A 20,308-nucleotide genomic window follows, 5' to 3' on the forward strand; every position below is an offset into this window, starting at 1 on the left:
ATCATGCCTATTTCTATGGGTAGCAGCATCAACCCCCTCTATATAGATTAAATCTATGAGTGTTAACAAAATTCATTGAAATAATTAATTTTGTTTTAACTTTCCAATAACACAGGTTGCGAATTCAAGTTTTACACTGGGATCAGTCAGAAGAACAGGCAGGTAATGCGATGAATCAGGATCTATATATTCACGGATTAAGTAAAACCTTCAGCCAAATAACCGCGCTGCATGAGACGAATCTGGTAGTACGACGGGGCAAATTCACAACACTGCTCGGACCGTCCGGCTGTGGGAAAACAACGCTCTTGCGCTTGATTGCTGGTCTGGAGACACCGGATACCGGCACAATCACGATGGGAGAGGAAATTCTTTTTTCGGCAGAACGCAAAAAGGATATTCCCGCCCATCTCCGCCACTTTGGCATGGTCTTTCAGGATTTCGCGTTATGGCCGCATATGACGGTGTTTGAAAATGTGGCCTTCGGCCTGCGTGCGGGCAAGCGAGGGAAAGGGTTCGCCAGCGCTCGAGACAAGGAACTGCGGACAGTGGTGCTGGAGGCGCTCGACATGGTCAGATTGTCAGGGATGGAGGATCGGTATCCTCATCAGCTGTCCGGTGGCCAGCAGCAGCGGGTTGCCTTTGCAAGAGCGGTTGCTATCCGGCCTCGACTTGTGTTGTTCGACGAGCCACTCAGTGCGCTGGATGCGGTGCTACGGGAGGAGATGCGCATTGAGATGATATCGCTTGTGCGCGATCTGGGGCTGACCGCCCTATATGTCACCCATGATCAGATCGAGGCCATGTCCATGTCTGATGAAGTGGTTGTTATGAAAAGTGGACATATTTTGCAGACCGGAACACCAGAGGTGATCTACGGTTGCCCAGCTCATCCAGAGGTGGCGAGGTTTATTGGCAAATCCAACTGGCTGGAGTCGGAACGGACACTATTTCGTCCTGAACATGTGCGTTGGGAACAGGAGCAAGCAGATCAGCATGCTTTTACAGTAGAGATCCTGCATGTCAGCTATGTCGGCGATCGTTATGAAATTCGTATACTAGCCGAGAACGGCGAGCAATGGACTGCATATCATTCCAGCCGCTTGCCCATAGGTCAACAAATGCACGTTTGGGTATCACCGCAACACATCCACCAACTTGAAGCATAGGGAAAAGGGGTATATACAAGATGATGAATAGGCATGTTTTTCGTACAGGATGGAAAAAAGGAACGATGCTCGCATTAACCTTGACTTTTGGACTCGCTGTGGCGGGTTGCGGAACAGCTACAACATCCAAGGATGGGGCACAAGCTACTGGATCAGCAGGACAAGCGGAGGCGGCATCCACCGATCAGAAGCTGGTGGTCTACAGCGCAGGCCCGGATGGACTGGCGAAAAAGTTGGTAGCAGGGTATGAGGCGCAGAGCGGAGTTAAGGTAGAGTTGTTTCAGGGAACGACAGGGAAAATTTTGGCCCGCATGGAAGCCGAGAAGACGAATCCGGTAGCGGACGTGGTTGTGTTGGCATCGCTTCCGTCTGTACAAGGCCTGAAAAAGGAAGGACTCACGCTGCCTTACCCGGATGCCAAGAATGCAGACAAGCTAAATCCAGACTGGTCCGATAAGGAAGGCAACTACTTCAGTACCAGTGCTTCTGCTCTGGGCATTGCGTATAACACGAAGCTGGTGAAAACACCACCAACTTCATGGGCTGATTTGGCGAAGCCTGAGTACAAGGATCAGGTTAATATTCCCGATCCATCCCTGTCCGGCTCAGCGTTGGATTTTATGACAGGCTATCTGAGCGCCAAGGGCGATGGAGGCTGGACGTTGTTCGAGCAGTACAAGGCTAACGGTGTTGCTATGGCTGGTGCCAATCAGGAAGCGCTGGACCCCGTGATTACCGGAGCTAAAGGTGTAGTCGTCGCTGCGGTCGATTACATGACCTACAAGGCTAAAGCCAAAGGTGAGCCGATTGATATCGTCTATCCGACAGAGGGAACAGTCATCAGCCCACGTCCTGCCGCAATTCTCAAGTCAACGCAGCATGAGCAGAATGCCAAGGCATTTATTGACTATCTGTTGTCGGAAGAGGCACAGAAACTAGTAGCAGATGCCTCCTTACTCCCGGGCCGCACGGATGTCAAAGCCGACAAGCGTGCCAACCTGGACGAGATTCCATTGTTGAAAACCAATTGGGAGTGGATGGGTGAGCACGGATCAGACGTGACGGAGAAGTTCACGCAAATGTTCAAGTAAGCCGATGGGAGGCTTATCCGTTAAACACATCAGAGCGTGGTGTCTGACGCTGGCTCTAATCGCGCTTCTTTTCCTGATTGTGATGCCGTTGCTGCAAATCTTTATCCAAAGTGTATATGTTGATGAAAAATTTCAATGGGATGCGCCTTTTCGAACGTTAGCTGCTTCACCATTTGCAGGCGTGCTATTTAGCTCGATTTGGCTAGGCATCTGTGTGATTGCAGGAACGACGGTACTTGCACTTCCGCTAGCCTGGATCATGTCCAACACTCGTCTTGCACACTGGCGCTGGTTGGATGTCGTGTTGCTGATTCCGTTTATGACCCCGCCCTATATCGGGTCCATGGGCTGGATTCTGTTTATGCAAAAAAACGGATATCTGGAGCAGTTGTTCCCGGACCTGCATTTCTTAACGTCGTCCTTCTTCAGCCTTGGTGGCATGGTGATGATCATGAGCCTGCATCTGTTTCCATTCCTGTACCTGTTGCTGCGCGGGGCGCTGGTGAGGATTGGCGGGAGCCTGGAAGAGGCGGGTGCCGTAATGGGCGGCGGCTTTCTGTACAGGTTCCGTCGAATTATTTTACCGCTACTGCTATCAGCTTACGGAATGGGCGCGTTGCTCATTTTCGTTAAAACGATTGCCGAGTTTGGTACCCCCGCTACCTTTGGGCGACGTATCGGGTATGAGGTCATGACTTCGGAAATTCACAAATATATCTCCAGCTGGCCCATAGATTTTGGCAAAGCGACGTCAATGGCCTCGGTGCTGTTAACCGCCTGCCTGCTCATGTGGTATGCGCAGTCGGTGATCAACCGAAAGTTTACGTACAGGCTGGTAGGTGGTAAAGGTTCGCGTCCGTCCCGTCTCCGTATATCCGGCTGGACTACGGGGCTGAGTGTTGCATTCATTTTATTGTTGCTCATTGCGTCCATTGGCATTCCTTATTTTTCAATTCTTTCAGCCTCGACGATGAAGCTGAGGGGAATGGGTCTTGCCTGGGATAATTTGACGCTCGACTCTTACAAGGAACTGCTGTCTTGGGGATCAGAGAGCATGGAGGCGCTCCTGAACAGCGTATTTCTCTCTTTGGGTGCTTCGACGCTTGCTGTGGTACTGGGCACTTGGTTTGCGCTTGTCATTGGCGGCTCACGCACGAGAATCCAACGGACAGTTGATGCATTCAGCTTGCTTCCGAATACGGTTCCGGGAATTGTTATGGTGGTCGGCCTGATTTTGTGGTGGAACTCGCCGTGGATGCCGATCCCTTTGTATAACACATACGGCATGGTCATTCTGACGTATGTTATCTTGTTTGTTCCTTATACGGTGCAGTATGTCAAAAGCGCCTTTACACAGGTGGACACGGGTCTTTTTCAGGCGGGACGGGTATTTGGCGGACGACCGTCTTACATATTCCGCCGGATTGTACTGCCGCTGATTGTACCGGGAATGCTCGCTGGTTGGATGATGACATTTACGATCGCTTCACGCGAGCTGGTAGGATCGTTGCTGATTTTGCCGCCATCCGTTCAGACGTCTGCAACCTACATATTTGCACAATTTGAGCAGGGACAGGTGTCACTTGGGATGGCGATGGCCGTCATATCGGTCGGAATGACCACACTGCTGCTGATCTTAATCGAAAGCTTAAACTCGCAAAGAAAGTGGAAATGATCATGACCAAGCTTAGGATTTGGGGAGGAGCGGGCGAACATGGTCGCTCCTGCTATGTTTTTGAAGGAACGCAGCATCGCGTCATGCTCGATTGTGGCGTGAAAAAGGAAGGAACCGGACAATATCCGGTTTTTCCGCCGCAAAAGGCGGAGGGACTGACTACTGTATTGCTGTCTCATGCACATGAAGATCATTCCATGGCGCTCCCCTTACTGTACAAGTATGGATACCGGGGAGTGGTCTGGACGACCAAGGCCACCGCTGAGCAGTTAGGCTCCTATTTTCGCTCCTGGCATACTTATGTTGAATCGAGAGGAGCCGACTTGCCATACGACGAACAGGATATCCAATCCATTGCTTATCGCTATCTAGAAGATGAATCGCCAGCAGGAGAATGGCTTGAGGCTTGTCCGGGTGTGAGAATCATGTGGGGACGCAGTGGACATTTGGCTGGTGCAGTGTGGTATGTGGTAGAAATGGAAGGGAAGCGGTTGTTTTTTTCTGGAGATTACAGCCGCGAATCTGAACTTCTTGCTGCCGATGCGCCAGACTTGGGTGTTGGAGAGGGGCTGCATGACCTACCTGAATGGAAGTCAGAGCCCAATCTAGCGGACATATCCATTATGGACAATGCCTATGGCATGGATATAGACCCGCAGCCTGTTAAGCTGGAGCGGCTGAGGGTCGAGATGGAGCGGACATTAGGGTCTGGAGGTCATGTGTTGTTGCCGGTGCCTGCCTTTGGTAGAGGACAGGACATGATCGTATGGGCTAGCGAGCAATTCCCTGAACAGGCAATGATTGTAGAGCACGACATATGGCAGGGATTGAAACAGTTAAACCGCTGGAAAGAATGGCTGCGTCCAGAAGCCCCGGCGCGAATAAAACATGTGCTAAACAGTGACAGGGTCTTCGTGCCTCGTGATGCTGCGGAACGAGTGAGTCTGCTGGAACAGAACCCAACGGTTATTATCATAACAAGAGACGGCATGATGGATTCCCCACAGGCGCGTTGGTACTATCAGTATCTTTCGGATAACCGCAACATGGGGGAGGGTGAAGATAGCGGAGAAAGCATTAGCAACAGTGTTATATTGACCGGACATGCTCCACAGGGTTCTTTTGGCAAACATCTGTTGGAACGTGCGGATGAAAATAACAACTGTGTAGCTCGGCATTTGATTTATAAGGTGCATCAGGGATTATCAGATGTGCGGCAAATGCTGAAGGAGCTGCCTAGCAAACAGGTTGTACTCGTTCATGCGCCGAAGCTGCAGACCGACCTGGTACGAGATGAGTTGATAAGAGAAGGAAATGGTGGATGTGAAGGTCCTGCCAGAAAAGTTCACTCTCTGGAGCCGGGCGCTACACTAGAGGTTTAGTATCACAATATCATTCACTTTGTGCCCTCCTGCATCAATCGGAAGGCATCGACTTCTCCAAGTTTGGTCGAGATAGAGCTACGTCCGGCGCTTTTACGCAGACGGAGCGGTGTGGCGGTACGCTTAAGCAACGCCTTGATTTCTCCAGGCCCCAGTTCCGGTCTCAGTGAAAGGAGAAGTGCGATGCTTCCGGTCACATGGGAGGTAGCCATAGAGGTACCGCTCATTTCGTGATGCTTGCCATGGATCCAGGAGGATGTGATCTTTTCGCCAGGTGCGTACACGTCTACAAATTGCCCCCGGTTGCTGAAAGGCGCGATGCGTCTGTATTTGTCGGTAGCCCCCACTGAAATCGTCTGAGAATAGCGGGCTGGATAGTCAATACTTCGGCGCTTGCCCTCATTTCCCGAGGACGCTACAACCACAATGCCGTTATGATATGCTTTATTCACCATATCAAGTAGTGCCTTGCTGCGCGACTTCATACCAAAGCTCATATTGATGATATCGACACGATTTAATACACACCAGTCGATACCAAGGATGATATCGGAGACGTAGGCGGCTCCATTATGATCAAAAGCTTTTACGGGATGAATTAAAGCCCGTGGTGCTACGCCGACCATACCTTCGTCATAGTTGGACGCCGCGATAGTTCCAGCAATATGAGTACCATGGCCGTTATCGTCATAGGGTAGCATGGTTCGGTTAAGCAAATTAATACCTCTGGCGAGAGAATGACGAAGATCAGGATGTTGAAAATCCGCTCCTGTGTCGATCACACCGATTCTGACCCGATTCCCTGTCGAGGAAGGCCAAGCCTTGTATGCACGTACCTGTTTGACTCCCCATGGCATGGAAAGGTTCTTTTCTGCTTTTGGTATATGAGCAGTTTCAGCGTGGACCTTCATGCGGGTATCTTCTTCAACGGTGACACCGTTGTGATATTTGCCCAGCCTGTCTCCCCCTGAAAGCGGAGCGATTAAAGCACGGATTAGTCGGGCCGGTTGTACTTGCCGTAATCCCGCAAGCTCGGGTTTCAGCTTCCTGAGATAGGACAGGCATTCCCGGTATTGGTGAGGCTTATCGAACGTGATGATCTGTTTGTTCCGTCCACTGCCGGACGGCTCCGAAATACCCTCATGCAGACGCTGCAAAAAATCCGGATAGTCCATTTGAGACGGTCCCCCTCCGATGAGCCATGCTGAGGTATTGTATGAGCAAGCGTCAACTGCGGCATGGGAAACCTGCCCCTTTTTTATGGAAATAGGCCTGCTTGTCGTGTCAAAGTGGCCGTGGACACATACGATACATGGAGGGCATAAGCTCTTGTGCAACAACTTTGGGGGGTTCTCCCGGAGCGGGTACAGTCGAAGACGGGGGGGACCCCGTCTTTTTATGTATGCCGTCTTGTTTAGGGGGATATTCCTGGAAATTATGACGATACCCATCTTTAACTTGCAATTTGCTTCCAAATAGGTTTTACTTAGTTTTGATAATGGATATGTTAGTATTGCATGTATCGTGTATGCTCTGAAACATGTTCTTGTGAATTACGTGTGAGAGGAAGTGTCCCTAGGTGAGTACCCCACTCAACTTGAAGATTGACCCGGAGAAAGTCCACGAGACTCCAATGGTGGATTTGGCATTTATGGTATTGAAAGCAGCCAATACTCCGTATTATTACCGTGACCTGATGAAGGAAGTCGCCAAATTGCGTGGCTTTTCCGACGAAGAAATTAATGACGTTATTGCTCAGCTATATACTGAAATCAACATTGACGGGCGTTTTGCCTGTGTCGGTACGAATCTGTGGGGCTTGAAACGTTGGTATCCGGTAGATAAATCCGAAGATGCCCTGACAGGCGCCAAGCGTCCTCGTATTATTAACGACGAAGACGATGACGATGAAGATGACTATCATGAGGAAGAAGAAACATACAACTCTGATGACGACTTCGATGCAGATAGCGAAGACGAGGATGGCGAAGATGAGCTGTTCGACGGAGAAGAAGATGATGATAGTGATGAAGACGTGGTTATAGACGATGAAGACCTCAGTGATGAGGAAGATTCAGAAGATGAAAATGATGATGAGTCGACGGAAGACGACGATTCGCTTCGTTAGGAACAGGCTGCAGGGGGAGATGCGTTCTCCCCTTTTTCATGACCGTTTTCTTGAAAACCCCTTCTGATTTAAAGCTTTCAGGTGGATTCTCTCCAATCTGGTTCAATGGACAAATTAACACGGATAACTTCCTTGACAGCGGATTGGACACGGGGTAAACTATTGCTTGGGCTTATGATTGATTCACTTATATGTTTGCTTTTTGTATAAAAGTGCCCCGTACTACGGGAGTGCTTTTTTGTTTTTTATAGGGGTGTTTTCACTCATGAAAGAGGGCTAAGGGCGGCGGACATGGAAAATGATTCCGCTGCCTTCTTCATGGATGATAATCCGTGCAAACGGGTTACGATAACATCATAATGTCGCCTGAATTTTGCATCTTATCTAGGAGGGTTTTGAACAGTGACAAAGTATATTTTTGTGACAGGCGGGGTTGTGTCTTCCTTGGGCAAAGGGATTACGGCAGCTTCACTGGGGAGGCTTTTGAAGAACAGGGGACTGAAGGTAACGATCCAAAAATTTGATCCTTACCTGAATGTCGATCCGGGTACGATGAGTCCTTACCAGCACGGTGAAGTATTTGTAACGGATGATGGTGCGGAAACGGACCTTGACTTGGGACACTATGAGCGCTTTATTGATATTAATCTGTCCAAGAACAGCAATGTCACAACAGGCAAGGTATATTCCAGCGTAATCAGCAAAGAGCGTCGCGGAGAATATTTGGGCGGTACGGTGCAGGTTATCCCTCATATTACGAACGAAATCAAGGAACGCGTGTACCGTGCAGGCCGTGAAGCAGGTTCGGACGTAATTATTACAGAAATCGGCGGTACGGTGGGCGATATTGAAAGCTTGCCATTTTTGGAAGCTATTCGTCAGCTCAAAAGCGAAGTTGGGCGCGAGAATGTGATGTACATTCACGTAACACTCATTCCTTATATTAAAGCTGCGGGTGAGGTTAAAACCAAACCAACTCAGCACAGTGTAAAAGAACTGCGCAGTATCGGTATCCAACCGAATGTCATTGTTTGCCGTACAGAGCATGAACTGTCCTCCGATATGAAGGCTAAAATTGCATTGTTCTGCGATATTGATGCGAATGCAGTGGTAGAATGCCGCGATGCTTCAACCCTCTACGAGGTTCCGTTGAACCTGCGTGAAGAAGGATTGGACGAAATCGTAGTTAACCACCTCAAGCTGACAACACCTGCACCAGATATGACCGAATGGGAAGGGTTAGTTGATCGAATCAGCAAGCTGGATAAAACGGTTGAGATTGCCATTGTTGGTAAATATGTCGCGTTACATGATGCGTACTTAAGTGTGGTTGAATCACTTTCCCACGCTGGATTTGATGCGAATGCAGACGTAAAAATCCGTTGGGTGAACGCTGAAGAAGTGACGGACGAGAACGTAGCTGACATGCTGGGCGGCATTGGCGGCATTCTCGTACCGGGTGGCTTCGGCGATCGCGGAATTGAAGGCAAAATTAGTACCATTCGTTATGCACGGGAGCAAAAAATTCCGTTCTTCGGCATTTGTCTGGGTATGCAGGTATCTGTCATTGAGGTTGCCCGTTCCCTGGCTGGTCTCGAAGGAGCCAACAGCTCGGAAATTAACCCGGCTACTGATTATCCTGTCATCGATTTGCTTCCTGACCAAAAAGACATCGAAGATTTGGGCGGTACGATGCGTCTTGGCTTGTATCCATGCAAACTGGTGGAAGGTTCCCTGGCTTCGGCTTGCTACAACGACGAGCTGGTGTACGAAAGACACCGTCATCGGTACGAATTCAATAACGAATATCGTGAAGTTATTGAAAAAGCGGGTCTTCGTATTTCCGGTACTTCACCAGATGGACGCTTGGTGGAAATTGTGGAGCTCCCTGAGCATCCGTGGTTCCTGGCGGTACAATTCCATCCAGAATTTACTTCCCGTCCGAATCGTCCACAGCCTTTGTTCCGTGAATTTGTAAAGGCAGCATTGCAGCTTCAAGGTTAATGCTATGGCTTGTAAGACCTCCTCAGGGAGGTCTTTTTTTATCCCATGCTTCCTGATTATGAAAGAATATTCCACAATTATGTATAAGAGCAGGATTTTCTTTTTGCAGGAGCGAATATAGTTTTAGGTATGGGACGGATATTGTACGTCATCGGACGCTGTTATGGCAATAGCTGCATGATCCTCGTTTTAAGATCTTAGGAGGTTAAAACATTGGAAAAGAAGAAAGTATTAATCGTCGATGACCAGAATGGAATACGGATTTTACTAATGGAAGTGTTCGGAAGTGAGGGTTATGAGACCTTTCAGGCGGCGAACGGGAAAATTGCACTTGAAATTGTTGAGAAGGAACCACCTGATCTGGTTCTGCTCGATATGAAAATCCCAGGTATGGACGGACTCGAAATTCTGAAGCATCTAAAAACCATGAATCCTGATATCAAGGTTATTATGATGACAGCATATGGAGAACTGGACATGATTAAAGAGGCGACGGAGCTAGGTGCGCTCATGCATTTTACCAAGCCCTTTGATATTGACGAAATGCGGATCGCTGTGAACAAACAACTCAGAGGTGATTAGGTGAGTCACTATGGTTGAGAACTCTGTTAACACAACAGGGTTTTTTGTTTGTGATTATGGGAAATACTGAAAGTAAATCCTCTCCTTATACAATTCTATGAAAAAACGGCGTCCTAACGTGATTTTTGTATGTGTTGATATGCAAAAGCTTGTTTAGTATTTAACATGGGTTGTGGTATAATAAGCCCGTATGTGATGTCGGCTAAAATATAGACAAACCCAAACACCTTTAGGAGGACTGTAACCATGCCATTGGTATCTATGAAAGACATGTTGAACAAAGCACTCGAAGGAAAATATGCAGTAGGTCAATACAACATTAATAACCTGGAGTGGACTCAAGCTATTTTGGGCGCTGCTGAAGAAGAAAAATCCCCAGTAATCTTGGGCGTTTCTGAAGGCGCAGCACGTCACATGGGCGGATTCTACACTGTTGTTAAAATGGTAGAAGGTCTTATTCATGACATGAAAATCACCGTTCCAGTTGCGATCCATTTGGACCACGGTTCCAGCTTTGAAAAATGTAAAGAAGCTATCGACGCTGGTTTCACATCCGTTATGATTGACGATTCCCACAGCCCGATCGACACAAACATTGCTACAACGAAAAAAGTGGTTGAATATGCTCATTCCAAAGGCGTTTCTGTTGAAGCTGAAGTTGGAATGGTTGGCGGTCAAGAGGATGATGTTGTCGGCGACGTAATGTACGCTAAGCTGGACGACTGTCTGCGTATCGTTAACGAAACAGGTATCGATACACTGGCACCTGCACTGGGTTCCGTACACGGACCTTACAAAGGCGAGCCAAACCTCGGATTCAAAGAAATGGAAGAGATCTGCAATGCAATCAAACTTCCACTCGTTCTGCACGGTGGTACTGGTATCCCAACACATGACATTAAAAAAGCAATCTCTCTGGGAACTTCCAAAATCAATGTAAACACTGAGAACCAAATCGTATTTGCGAAAGTGGTTCGTGAAGTGCTTGCTGAGAAACCGGATGCTTATGACCCACGTACATTCATCGCTCCAGGTCGTGAAGCGATTAAACAAACCGTTATCGGTAAAATTCGTGAGTTCGGTTCCAACAACAAAGCGTAATAATGAATCAAACTGGTCGTGCGTCTGCACGGGCTAGATGTATTTTTTAGTTGTAGCTGTAGTTCTGCTGCACAAAATATTTAAATCTGTACAGTTGAATAGTTTGGTATGGAAAGCACACCGCTTAGCCGGTGTCTTTCCATTTTCACCACTAAAAAAGTTAAAAGATTTATAATTTGAGATTATTGTTTGACCGACTGCAAAACACGTAGGGGGACCCTCAAGCTTATGGAAAAATTGATGATCACCGGTGGACGGCCGCTTCAAGGTACAGTTTCCATCAGCGGTGCCAAAAACAGTGCCATCGCCTTGATTCCCGCAGCCATTCTGGCAGAGTCGGAAGTCATTTTGGACAATTTGCCACTGTTGAGTGATGTGGCGGTGTATTCCGAAATACTGGAGGAACTTGGTGCAACGGTTACCTGGGAAGGTAGCCAGATGAAAATAGATCCTTCCTCCATTAAATCCATTCCTATGCCGAATGGGCCTGTTAAGAAATTACGAGCCTCTTATTATATGATGGGAGCCATGCTGGGCAGATTCAAGGAAGCGATCATCGGTTTGCCAGGAGGGTGCAATTTCGAACCCCGGCCCATTGATCAGCATATCAAAGGTTTCGAAGCGCTGGGTGCCACGGTAACGAACGAGCACGGCGCTATTCATTTGCACGCCAAAGAACTGCGCGGAACTAAGATTTATTTGGATGTTAGCAGCGTAGGCGCTACCATTAATATTATGCTGGCGGCTGCACGTGCCAAAGGCGCCACAATTATCGAAAATGCGGCTAAAGAGCCTGAGATTATAGATGTAGCAACTCTTTTAAACTCGATGGGGGCTATTATTAAAGGTGCCGGTACGGAAACGATTCGAATTGAAGGTGTGTCGGAGCTGCATGGCTGCCGTCATTCCATCATACCTGACCGTATACAAGCGGGCACATATATGATTGCTGCTGCGGCAACCCGTGGAAATGTATTGATTGACAATGTAATCCCCAAACATATGGAGGCTCTCACTGCAAAAATGCAGGAAATGGGCATCGGCATCGAGGAATATGATGAAAGTATTCGCGTACTAGGTGCACCTTCCTATGAACATGTCGACGTTAAAGCCTTGATATACCCCGGATTCGCCACAGATTTACAATCTCCCATGACCAGCTTGCTTACCCAAGCGCAGGGTGTCAGTGTATTGAGCGATTTTGTGTACAGCAATCGTTTTAAGCACGTCCCTGAGCTGGTGCGTATGGGGGCTAAAATTCGCGTAGAGGGTCGGTCTGCTATTATAGAGGGTGGTCAGCTGAATGCAGCTAAAGTAAAAGCGGCAGATCTGCGCGCCGGAGCGGCCCTTGTCATTGCTGGACTTACAGTAAGCGAAGGTGTAACTGAGGTGACGGGTGTCGAGTACATTGACCGTGGTTATGATCACCTTGTTTCCAACCTGCGTCTTTTAGGCGCGGATGTATGGCGGCAGACTGAATAATTAGACCATGCCATTTTTTCGAACTTCCGGAACGAAAGCGATAGAACGGGCAACACCTATGCAGCCGCTGCTTGATACAAGATTGTGGTTCATACCTAACAATCCTTTATCGGAAAACCGGAATAATTCGGTATAATTCAGGCAGATGGCTGCATAACTTTATTTGTTTTGGTTAAAATTATGTTAATGGTGTTTATGATATCATTGTCTATCATTTAGATGTATGAATGGACTTAATAATTGAATAGGTGGTTATTATATGGATCTGCAAATTTCCGATCTGGAAGAAATGAAGCTGACCGACCTGTACAAGCTGGCCAAGCAATACCAGATCCCGTACTACGGAACGCTCAAAAAGAAAGAATTAATATTCGCGATCCTGCGCGCACAAGCTGAGAAGAGCGGATTGATGTTTATGCAGGGGGTTCTGGAAATCCTTCCCGAAGGTTACGGCTTTCTGAGGCCGATCAATTATCTCCCGAGTACCGAAGATATTTACATCTCTGCTTCACAAATCCGCAAGTTTGACTTGAGAACGGGCGATCTTGTTTCTGGTAAATGCCGAACGCCAAAAGAGAATGAACGATATTTTGGATTGCTTCAAGTTAACGCCGTCAATGGAAGAAGTCCTGAGCAAGCTGCTGAGCGGCTACATTTTCCTGCACTGACTCCACTGTATCCGCAAACCAAATTAGTCCTTGAAACTTCCCCCAACCATTTGTCTACGAGAATTATGGATGTACTGGCCCCTGTCGGACTTGGACAGCGCGGACTCATTGTAGCACCTCCCAAAGCTGGGAAGACGCTTCTCCTCAAAGAAATTGCCAATAGCATTTCTACTAACAATCCCGAGATCGAGCTTTTTGTCTTGTTGATTGATGAACGCCCCGAAGAAGTGACCGACATGCAGCGTTCTGTTAAAGGTGAAGTTGTGGCCTCTACATTTGACGAACTTCCTGAAAATCACATTAAAGTGGCAGAACTCGTGTTGGAGCGTGCGCTGCGTCTCGTAGAACATAAAAAGGATGTTGTCATCCTGTTGGATAGCATCACACGTTTGGCTCGTGCGTACAATCTCGTTATCCCTCCTTCTGGTCGTACTTTGAGCGGGGGTATTGATCCGGCGGCATTTCACCGTCCAAAACGCTTTTTTGGTGCGGCTCGGAATGTGGAGGAAGGCGGTAGCTTGACGATTCTTGCTACAGCGCTGATTGATACGGGATCACGCATGGATGATATCATTTATGAAGAGTTTAAAGGTACAGGCAACATGGAGTTGCATTTGGACCGCAAGCTAGCAGAACGTCGTATCTTTCCTGCGATTGATATTCGTCGTTCCGGCACACGCCGTGAGGAAGTGTTGTTGAACAAGGAAGAATTGGATACCATCTGGGCCATTCGTAAAAACATGACGGAAAGCCATGATTTTGTGGAAGGCTTCCTCAAAAAGCTGCGTAATAGCAAAACTAATGCTGAGTTTTTGGCTTCGTTTGATTTGACGGCACCTTCTTCCAGTAGCTCGCAAAGCAGTTCTGGTGGGCAACAACGGAGAACTGCGCGTTCTACCACAGCGTCAGTCCCGGCCACAACCAACTAAAACCCATTCATGTATTTTATCTGTTCCGTAAGTACACAGTCGTTACCATTCATTTGTTAATGGCGTAGGCTTAACGGAGCGAAAGGAGCTCCATAATGTATTTGGTGTATGCCGACGAAAAAGGCAATGTATATGATCATGCTTCTTTGTATGGGCTTGCCCGTAGTGCAGACATGATTGTTGAAATCATGGAGGATGAGCTTATTCCGTTACCGGAAGGAGCTACATTGGTAAGCTTGCCCAGCACTCGCCCGGTCGGTATGAACCCTGAAACAGGGGAAATGGTTTCTCTTCCCGGAGATATGCAAGCAGTAGGGGCTTTATTGCCGCAAGGTTTTACGCGCTTGTGCCTACCGGGATATGTGAAGACCGATAAGGAGTACAAACTTCCCTTGTTCGGTTATTCGGCTGTAGTCTGGAAAGACGGGGCATTTTATGTAACGGCAGAGCAGAGTGACAGTCCATCCAAGTGGAATCCGGAAAACTGTGACCGTCATCAAGTTAAACTAGGTGTGCAGCGGATGACGGAGCAATATCCCGAAAATCGGCTGTACCAACATTTGTCTAACTGTGCGCTGGGCTACGAATGTCTTACTTCCTCGAACACATTCCTGAATCGCTGGGAAGGGGGAGTTCCGGTATCTTATTCTTGTAATGCGGGTTGCTTTGGCTGTATATCTGAACAGCCGGATGACAGTGGCTTTGTATCTCCGCAGACAAGAATGAACTTCCGTCCCCGTGTCGAAGAAATTGTAGAAGTTATGCTGGAACATTTGAAGACACCGGAGTCCATCATCAGTTTTGGCCAGGGTTGCGAAGGTGAGCCTTCCACACAAGCCAAACTGATTATTGATTCGATCAAAGAGGTGCGCTCCATTACCGATATGGGATACATCAATATCAATACGAATGCGGGATTGAGTGATCATATCCGGGGAATCGTGGATGCGGGTCTTGATCTGATGCGCGTTAGTACCATTAGTGCGCTGGACGATCACTACAATGCGTATTACAAGCCGCGCGGCTACACGTTGGCTAATGTGGAAAAATCACTTCGTTATGCTTCTGAGCAGGGAGTATATACGTCGATTAACTATTTGATTTTTCCGGGTGTAACAGACCGAGAGGAAGAAATTGAGGCAATGATTGAATTTGCCAAACGTACTAAGCTCAAGCTGATTCAAATGCGTAACTTGAATATCGATCCTGAAAGCTATCTGGAGTTGATTCCACCTGCTCAAGGTGAGATCCTTGGCATGAAGCAAATGCTTGAGATTTATCGTGAGGAACTGCCTGATGTAGTCATCGGTTCTTACACTCATGTACCCCCACAAGGGCTGGCACGTCCCAAATTTGCCAAGGCCTAAAACGGTCAATAGCAACTTGAAACTCACCTATTTTACGCCATCTTTGAATGCGGAAAAGAGTTGTTGAAACGCTCATATTCAAGTGCTATAATGTGAACATGTGTTCATACAACTCTGGACTGATAGGACGTTCAGGGCGGAAAGAGGTGAAAGTTCAATGCAACAAGCTATTCAACCAAAATTTAACGTAACTAATGTCACTTGTGCTTGCGGAAATTCGTTTGAAACGGGTTCTGTGAAAGGATCTCTGCGTGTGGAGATTTGCTCCGCCTGCCACCCATTCTTCACAGGCAAGCAGAAATTTATTGATGCTGGTGGACGCGTAGATCGTTTCAAAAAGAAATACGGTATCTAATGGATTACCGCAGGTTATAAAGTTATTAGAGCCTTCTGCAACTGCAGAGGGCTCTTTTTGTAATAATGTGTATTTGCTTTTTATGCGGCCTTAAGATATACTTATTTTCACCGTGCTAGATGGGGAGGTAGCGGTGCCCTGTAACTCGCAATCCGCTATAGCGAGGTTGAATTCCTGTTAGAGGTGTTGTTGATGTGAGGCTGGTCCCTGCGCACAATGTTGACGGCTGGGTCCTCCGCAATGAGTACTTGTGAACCTGGTCAGGTCCGGAAGGAAGCAGCCATAAGCAAGCCCACTCTTGTGCCGGAGGGTTGCCTAGCCCGAGTTGTTGTTCAGGGTTGCCGCTCGGATCACAACGATCAATAACAGGTGCACGGTATATATTAGTGATTAGAACATCTTGGCAATCATTGCGAAGATGTTTTTTTGTGTTTTATAAATTGGAAGGTGTCTGGTTTAGATTCGGACGGGAGTATAGTATAATGAAGTGACCATGAATGGTCATGAAAGTGAATGGGAAAGAGGGTAACGCGCATTGGAACATATAGCGTTGTACCGTGCTTGGCGGCCGCAGGCTTTCAAGGACATGGTAGGACAACAGCATATTATCCAGACATTGCAGAATGCCATCCGCGAAAATCGCACGTCCCATGCCTACCTGTTCAGCGGTCCACGAGGAACAGGTAAGACGAGTGCGGCCAAAATTTTGGCCAAGGCTATCAACTGTGAGCATGGACCTGCGCCGGAACCTTGCAACGAATGCGAAGCCTGTAAACGGATCACGGCCGGAGCGGTCATGGATGTACAGGAGATTGATGCAGCCTCCAACCGGGGCGTTGAAGAGATTCGTGATTTGCGCGATAAAGTCAAATATGCGCCCACAGAAGTGCGGCACAAGGTTTATATCATTGATGAAGTGCACATGCTGACGACGGAAGCGTTCAATGCGCTGCTCAAGACACTAGAAGAGCCGCCGCCACACGTGATGTTCATATTGGCTACGACTGAACCACATCGGATTCCGGCGACAATTATTTCGCGTTGCCAGCGGTTTGACTTCCGGCGGGTATCGCTGGAAGAACAGACAGAGCGGCTTGACCTGATATGTCAACAGGAGAACATACAGGCTGATTTAGATGCACTGCAGTACATTGCGCGTCTTTCAGATGGCGGGATGCGAGATGCAGTTAGCGTTTTGGACCAGATATCCTCGTTTACAGATGGTCGGGTTACTTATCAGCAGGTGCTGGATATGACGGGAGGTATTGCGTCCGAGCAATTCGGTAAGCTTGCCTTGGCGTTGCTGAAAGAAGATGTGGGCACGGTGCTCCAAATGATCGAGAACTTTATGCAGGAAGGTAAAAGTGCGGATAAGTGCATGGAGAATCTTCTGTACTATTTCCGAGACCTGCTAATGATCAAGATGGTGCCTCAGGCAACCAAAATGACGGAGCGAGTGCTAGATCCAGAGCGATTTAAGGAAGTGGCAGATGCTTTTACCAAGGAGCAACTCTTTGCGATGATTGACACCCTTAATCGTTATCAGAGCGAGATGAAATATGCCGTTCAGCCTCAAACTTTGTTTGAGGTAGCTCTGTTGAAACTATGCAGTATTCCGGGGGAAGCAGGAGCTGTTGTTCAGTCGGCCGCACAGCGCTCAGGTGCTGCAGCTGAGCAGGAAGATGTGGTAATGTTGAAGCGCCAGCTTGCTGAGTTGGAAAAGAAACTGGAGCGCGCGCTGCAAGGTGGATTGGGCGCTGGAGCGGGACAGGAAGCATCGTCGGGTGGTCGTCAGGCTTCCGGGGGTCGTGCCCCTGCTCCGCGGATTTCAGCGCCAGCCAAACTTCCTTCTCAGTTGGATCGCTATATCGCTGAGAAGTCGAGCGAAGCATTCGCAGCAGCGGGGCGTAAGTGGAGTCAGATTTTACAAGGGGTAAAAGAGGCGAAAGTTACGGTTCATGCCTGGTTTATGGACGGTGAGCCAGTTTCTGTGTTAGAGGACAGTGTGCTGGTCGCATTTAAGAACAATATTCATCGTGAAACTACCGAAAAGCCTGCCAATAAGCAGGTCATCGAGAAAGTATTGCATGAGCAGTTGGGCCATCCTTATCGTTTAGTAACGATGATGCAAAAGGATTGGAATGCTGCGATTGAAGGAGTTTCCGACCAGCCTGCCGAAGAATTGCAACTGGAGCCGGAGCATGATACGCCGGGAAAGTCCAAGGAGCCCTGGATTGATGAAGCTATTCAACTTTTCGGGGAAGATCTGGTAGTCATTAAAGATTAAATCAAGTGTCTAGATGTATACTTCATTAAAGGAGATGATTGAAATGAACAATATGAACCAAATGATGAAGCAAGTGAAAAAAATGCAGGAACAAATGCTGAAAGCCCAAGAGGAACTTGGCGGAAAAGTAATCGAAGGTACTTCTGGCGGCGGTGTTGTGACGGTGGAGGTAAATGGACATAAAAAAGTGTTGTCCATCACGATCAAACCGGAAGCCGTAGATCCTGATGATGTAGAAATGCTGCAAGATCTTGTACTGACTGCAGTCAATGATGCTTTGTCCAAAGCAGATGAACTGGCTAATGATGATATGGGTAAATTTACAGGCGGCATGAAAATTCCGGGCTTGTTCTAGTCTGCTGCATAAAGGAGAAACACGCTATTGTATTATCCGGAGCCGATTGCAAAGCTAATTGATGCTTTTACGCGCCTGCCAGGAGTAGGGCCGAAGACGGCTGCCCGGTTGGCCTTTCACGTACTGAAAATGAAGGAAGATGATGTGATTGACTTTGCCAAAGCGCTAGTCAATGTAAAACGCAATCTGCACTTCTGTTCAGTCTGCGGCAACATTACGGATACGGACCCTTGTCGGATCTGTCAGGATAAGACGAGGGATGCTTCCGTCATTTGTGTTGTTCAGGATTCCAAGGATTTGGTGGCTATGGAGCGTACCAAGGAGTTTAATGGCTTTTACCATGTGCTTCACGGGGCGATATCTCCTATGGAGGGAATTGGTCCTGAGGATATCAAACTCAAGGAATTGCTGAATAGACTCAGTGATGAACGCGTCAAGGAGCTGATTTTAGCTACGAACCCGAACATTGAAGGAGAGGCCACGGCCATGTACATTTCTCGGCTAGTGCGTCCTTTTGAAATCAAGGTTACTCGTATTGCTCACGGATTGCCAGTGGGTGGAGATTTGGAGTATGCTGACGAGGTTACCCTGTCCAAAGCGTTGGAAGGCCGTAGAGAGCTCAATTAATAGGTGTATTTATACGTTATAAATAGGGAGTCTGGAATGTCCTTAGGGTATTCTCGACTCACTTGGGGGAGCCGCTATGGCTCCTTTTTTATTTGCGGTGATAGATGGCAGTATAGATCGTTCCTGGTTCTAAGTTTGTCCTTTGTTCAATAAGTATGAATAAGGTAATCTTGCAGACTGTGCACATAATTCAGCTTGTGAGGAGGATGAACGGATGTGGGAACGGATGAAACAAAATTTCCGTCGTCAGGAGAATGGCAAATCAGAAGCGGAGTATCGGCAGGAGTTGTTTGCCCAGATTCGGGCTTCGCATGCGGAATGGTTAAGAGCGCATCGTTTATTTCATGAAGCAACGGGTAAAGATGAGATCGACTACGCTATATTTGTTCTAGAAGCTGCAGAACGTAAATATCAGATACATTTAAAAAGTGCGAAACAGCAAGGCCTGCATCGTTTCCATCTGCCTGCAGATGAACCGGGGTATGCCAATGATACGGATCGTGTTCACAAGCGGAGAGCTGAATGAAAGGGGCGGTCTGGCTTGTTTTGATTGCCTGTGTCGGGATGTTACTATTTCTAATCTTAAAAAAACGTTTGGGTATCAGCTGGCTTGTAGTATTCGGGGCACATATGGGCCTGGCAGCCATCGCATTGTATGTTATCAATTATTCAGGGTGGATTACGCAGGTGTACATCCCGATCAATCCAGTGACAATGGGGGCGGTAACGATATTAGGCTTGCCTGGGATTGTCCTTTTACTGGGATTGAAAATAGTATTATTCGGACAGGCTATATGAAAACTTAAATGTTATTGTTTCTATTTTTAAAATATAGTTGACGGCGAATTCAAAAATGTGATACATTAATTCTCGGCCCTTAAAGCCCGGGAATTTTTTTGTGAGAACAACAATTAAATGAAATTAAAAAATAATTTTAAAAAAGTGTTGACTTAAATCCCGAATGTGTGTTATATTAATCAAGTCGCCGCTGAGATGCGGTGGTGAAACAAAGTAAGACATAATGCAGGTTTGATCTTTGAAAACTGAACAACGAGTGAGTGAAACGATTTTGTTCGCAAAATCAAACAAGAGATATTTTTATCTCG

General features: G+C 47.5%; 18 protein-coding genes and 1 other RNA gene. 18 read left to right on the plus strand and 1 reads right to left on the minus strand.

Annotated elements, in window-relative coordinates:
* Window positions 1–170 precede the first annotated feature (170 nt).
* From NLX74_RS24820 to NLX74_RS24835, 4 genes are read left to right on the plus strand one after another with little or no spacing between them, the layout of a single operon-like run.
* A complete protein-coding gene (locus NLX74_RS24820) occupies window positions 171–1,169 on the plus strand; it encodes an ABC transporter ATP-binding protein (RefSeq protein WP_254330870.1) in 999 nt (332 codons plus the stop codon).
* 20 nt (window positions 1,170–1,189) lie between these two features.
* Window positions 1,190–2,260 (plus strand): ABC transporter substrate-binding protein, encoded by a 1,071-nt coding sequence (locus tag NLX74_RS24825; RefSeq protein ID WP_254330871.1) that lies wholly within the window; start codon window positions 1,190–1,192, stop codon window positions 2,258–2,260.
* 4 nt (window positions 2,261–2,264) lie between these two features.
* Window positions 2,265–3,935 carry an ABC transporter permease gene (locus tag NLX74_RS24830; protein WP_254330872.1) on the plus strand — a complete coding sequence of 557 codons (1,671 nt, stop codon included), beginning with the start codon at window positions 2,265–2,267 and terminating at the stop codon, window positions 3,933–3,935.
* Window positions 3,932–5,317: an MBL fold metallo-hydrolase gene (locus NLX74_RS24835; protein WP_254330873.1), complete on the plus strand. Its 1,386-nt coding sequence runs from the start codon at window positions 3,932–3,934 to the stop codon at window positions 5,315–5,317. The genes NLX74_RS24830 and NLX74_RS24835 overlap by 4 nt, the downstream gene beginning before the upstream one ends.
* 14 nt (window positions 5,318–5,331) lie before the next feature.
* On the opposite strand, the gene NLX74_RS24840 is transcribed toward NLX74_RS24835, so the two are convergent.
* Window positions 5,332–6,492, minus strand: a complete 1,161-nt coding sequence (locus tag NLX74_RS24840; protein WP_029514895.1) for a S8 family peptidase — start codon at window positions 6,490–6,492, stop codon at window positions 5,332–5,334.
* Between the two features lie 404 nt (window positions 6,493–6,896).
* Here NLX74_RS24840 and rpoE point away from each other — a divergent pair, with 404 nt between their 5' ends.
* The 14 genes from rpoE to NLX74_RS24910 all read left to right on the plus strand — a co-directional run bounded on the left by rpoE (window position 6,897) and on the right by NLX74_RS24910 (window position 20,000).
* The gene (gene rpoE, locus NLX74_RS24845) at window positions 6,897–7,445 is read left to right on the plus strand and encodes a DNA-directed RNA polymerase subunit delta (RefSeq protein WP_103050209.1); all 549 of its coding nucleotides are present in this window, start codon (window positions 6,897–6,899) and stop codon (window positions 7,443–7,445) included.
* A gap of 402 nt (window positions 7,446–7,847) precedes the next feature.
* Window positions 7,848–9,449 (plus strand): CTP synthase, encoded by a 1,602-nt coding sequence (locus NLX74_RS24850; protein WP_013368772.1) that lies wholly within the window; start codon window positions 7,848–7,850, stop codon window positions 9,447–9,449.
* Window positions 9,450–9,662: 213 nt separating this feature from the next.
* Window positions 9,663–10,031 (plus strand): response regulator, encoded by a 369-nt coding sequence (locus tag NLX74_RS24855; RefSeq protein ID WP_013308218.1) that lies wholly within the window; start codon window positions 9,663–9,665, stop codon window positions 10,029–10,031.
* 246 nt (window positions 10,032–10,277) lie between these two features.
* On the plus strand, window positions 10,278–11,132 hold the full coding sequence (gene fba / locus NLX74_RS24860) for a class II fructose-1,6-bisphosphate aldolase (RefSeq protein ID WP_013308219.1): 855 nt from the start codon (window positions 10,278–10,280) through the stop codon (window positions 11,130–11,132).
* A gap of 228 nt (window positions 11,133–11,360) precedes the next feature.
* Window positions 11,361–12,614 carry a UDP-N-acetylglucosamine 1-carboxyvinyltransferase gene (locus NLX74_RS24865; protein ID WP_013308220.1) on the plus strand — a complete coding sequence of 418 codons (1,254 nt, stop codon included), beginning with the start codon at window positions 11,361–11,363 and terminating at the stop codon, window positions 12,612–12,614.
* A 259-nt stretch (window positions 12,615–12,873) separates the two neighbouring features.
* Window positions 12,874–14,211, plus strand: coding sequence for a transcription termination factor Rho (gene rho, locus NLX74_RS24870; protein WP_069290792.1), 1,338 nt, complete (start codon window positions 12,874–12,876; stop codon window positions 14,209–14,211).
* A 95-nt stretch (window positions 14,212–14,306) separates the two neighbouring features.
* Complete coding sequence (locus tag NLX74_RS24875) at window positions 14,307–15,578, plus strand: radical SAM family protein (RefSeq protein WP_061831800.1); 1,272 nt, start codon at window positions 14,307–14,309, stop codon at window positions 15,576–15,578.
* A gap of 157 nt (window positions 15,579–15,735) precedes the next feature.
* The gene (gene rpmE / locus NLX74_RS24880; protein WP_071639069.1) at window positions 15,736–15,933 is read left to right on the plus strand and encodes a 50S ribosomal protein L31; all 198 of its coding nucleotides are present in this window, start codon (window positions 15,736–15,738) and stop codon (window positions 15,931–15,933) included.
* Window positions 15,934–16,043: 110 nt separating this feature from the next.
* Window positions 16,044–16,310, plus strand: an RNA gene (gene ffs, locus NLX74_RS24885) — signal recognition particle sRNA large type.
* Window positions 16,311–16,468: 158 nt separating this feature from the next.
* Window positions 16,469–18,220, plus strand: coding sequence for a DNA polymerase III subunit gamma/tau (dnaX, locus tag NLX74_RS24890; RefSeq protein WP_235306896.1), 1,752 nt, complete (start codon window positions 16,469–16,471; stop codon window positions 18,218–18,220).
* A 43-nt stretch (window positions 18,221–18,263) separates the two neighbouring features.
* Window positions 18,264–18,575, plus strand: coding sequence for a YbaB/EbfC family nucleoid-associated protein (locus tag NLX74_RS24895; protein ID WP_013308226.1), 312 nt, complete (start codon window positions 18,264–18,266; stop codon window positions 18,573–18,575).
* A 27-nt stretch (window positions 18,576–18,602) separates the two neighbouring features.
* Window positions 18,603–19,202 (plus strand): recombination mediator RecR, encoded by a 600-nt coding sequence (gene recR / locus NLX74_RS24900; RefSeq protein WP_103050204.1) that lies wholly within the window; start codon window positions 18,603–18,605, stop codon window positions 19,200–19,202.
* Between the two features lie 214 nt (window positions 19,203–19,416).
* On the plus strand, window positions 19,417–19,728 hold the full coding sequence (locus NLX74_RS24905) for a DUF2508 family protein (RefSeq protein WP_025676300.1): 312 nt from the start codon (window positions 19,417–19,419) through the stop codon (window positions 19,726–19,728).
* Window positions 19,725–20,000 carry a pro-sigmaK processing inhibitor BofA family protein gene (locus tag NLX74_RS24910; RefSeq protein WP_061831803.1) on the plus strand — a complete coding sequence of 92 codons (276 nt, stop codon included), beginning with the start codon at window positions 19,725–19,727 and terminating at the stop codon, window positions 19,998–20,000. Before NLX74_RS24905 ends, NLX74_RS24910 begins: the two co-directional genes overlap by 4 nt.
* The last annotated feature ends 308 nt before the right edge of the window (window positions 20,001–20,308 follow it).

Source organism: Paenibacillus sp. MZ03-122A, from assembly GCF_024213325.1.
Lineage (GTDB): Bacteria > Bacillota > Bacilli > Paenibacillales > Paenibacillaceae > Paenibacillus > Paenibacillus polymyxa_B.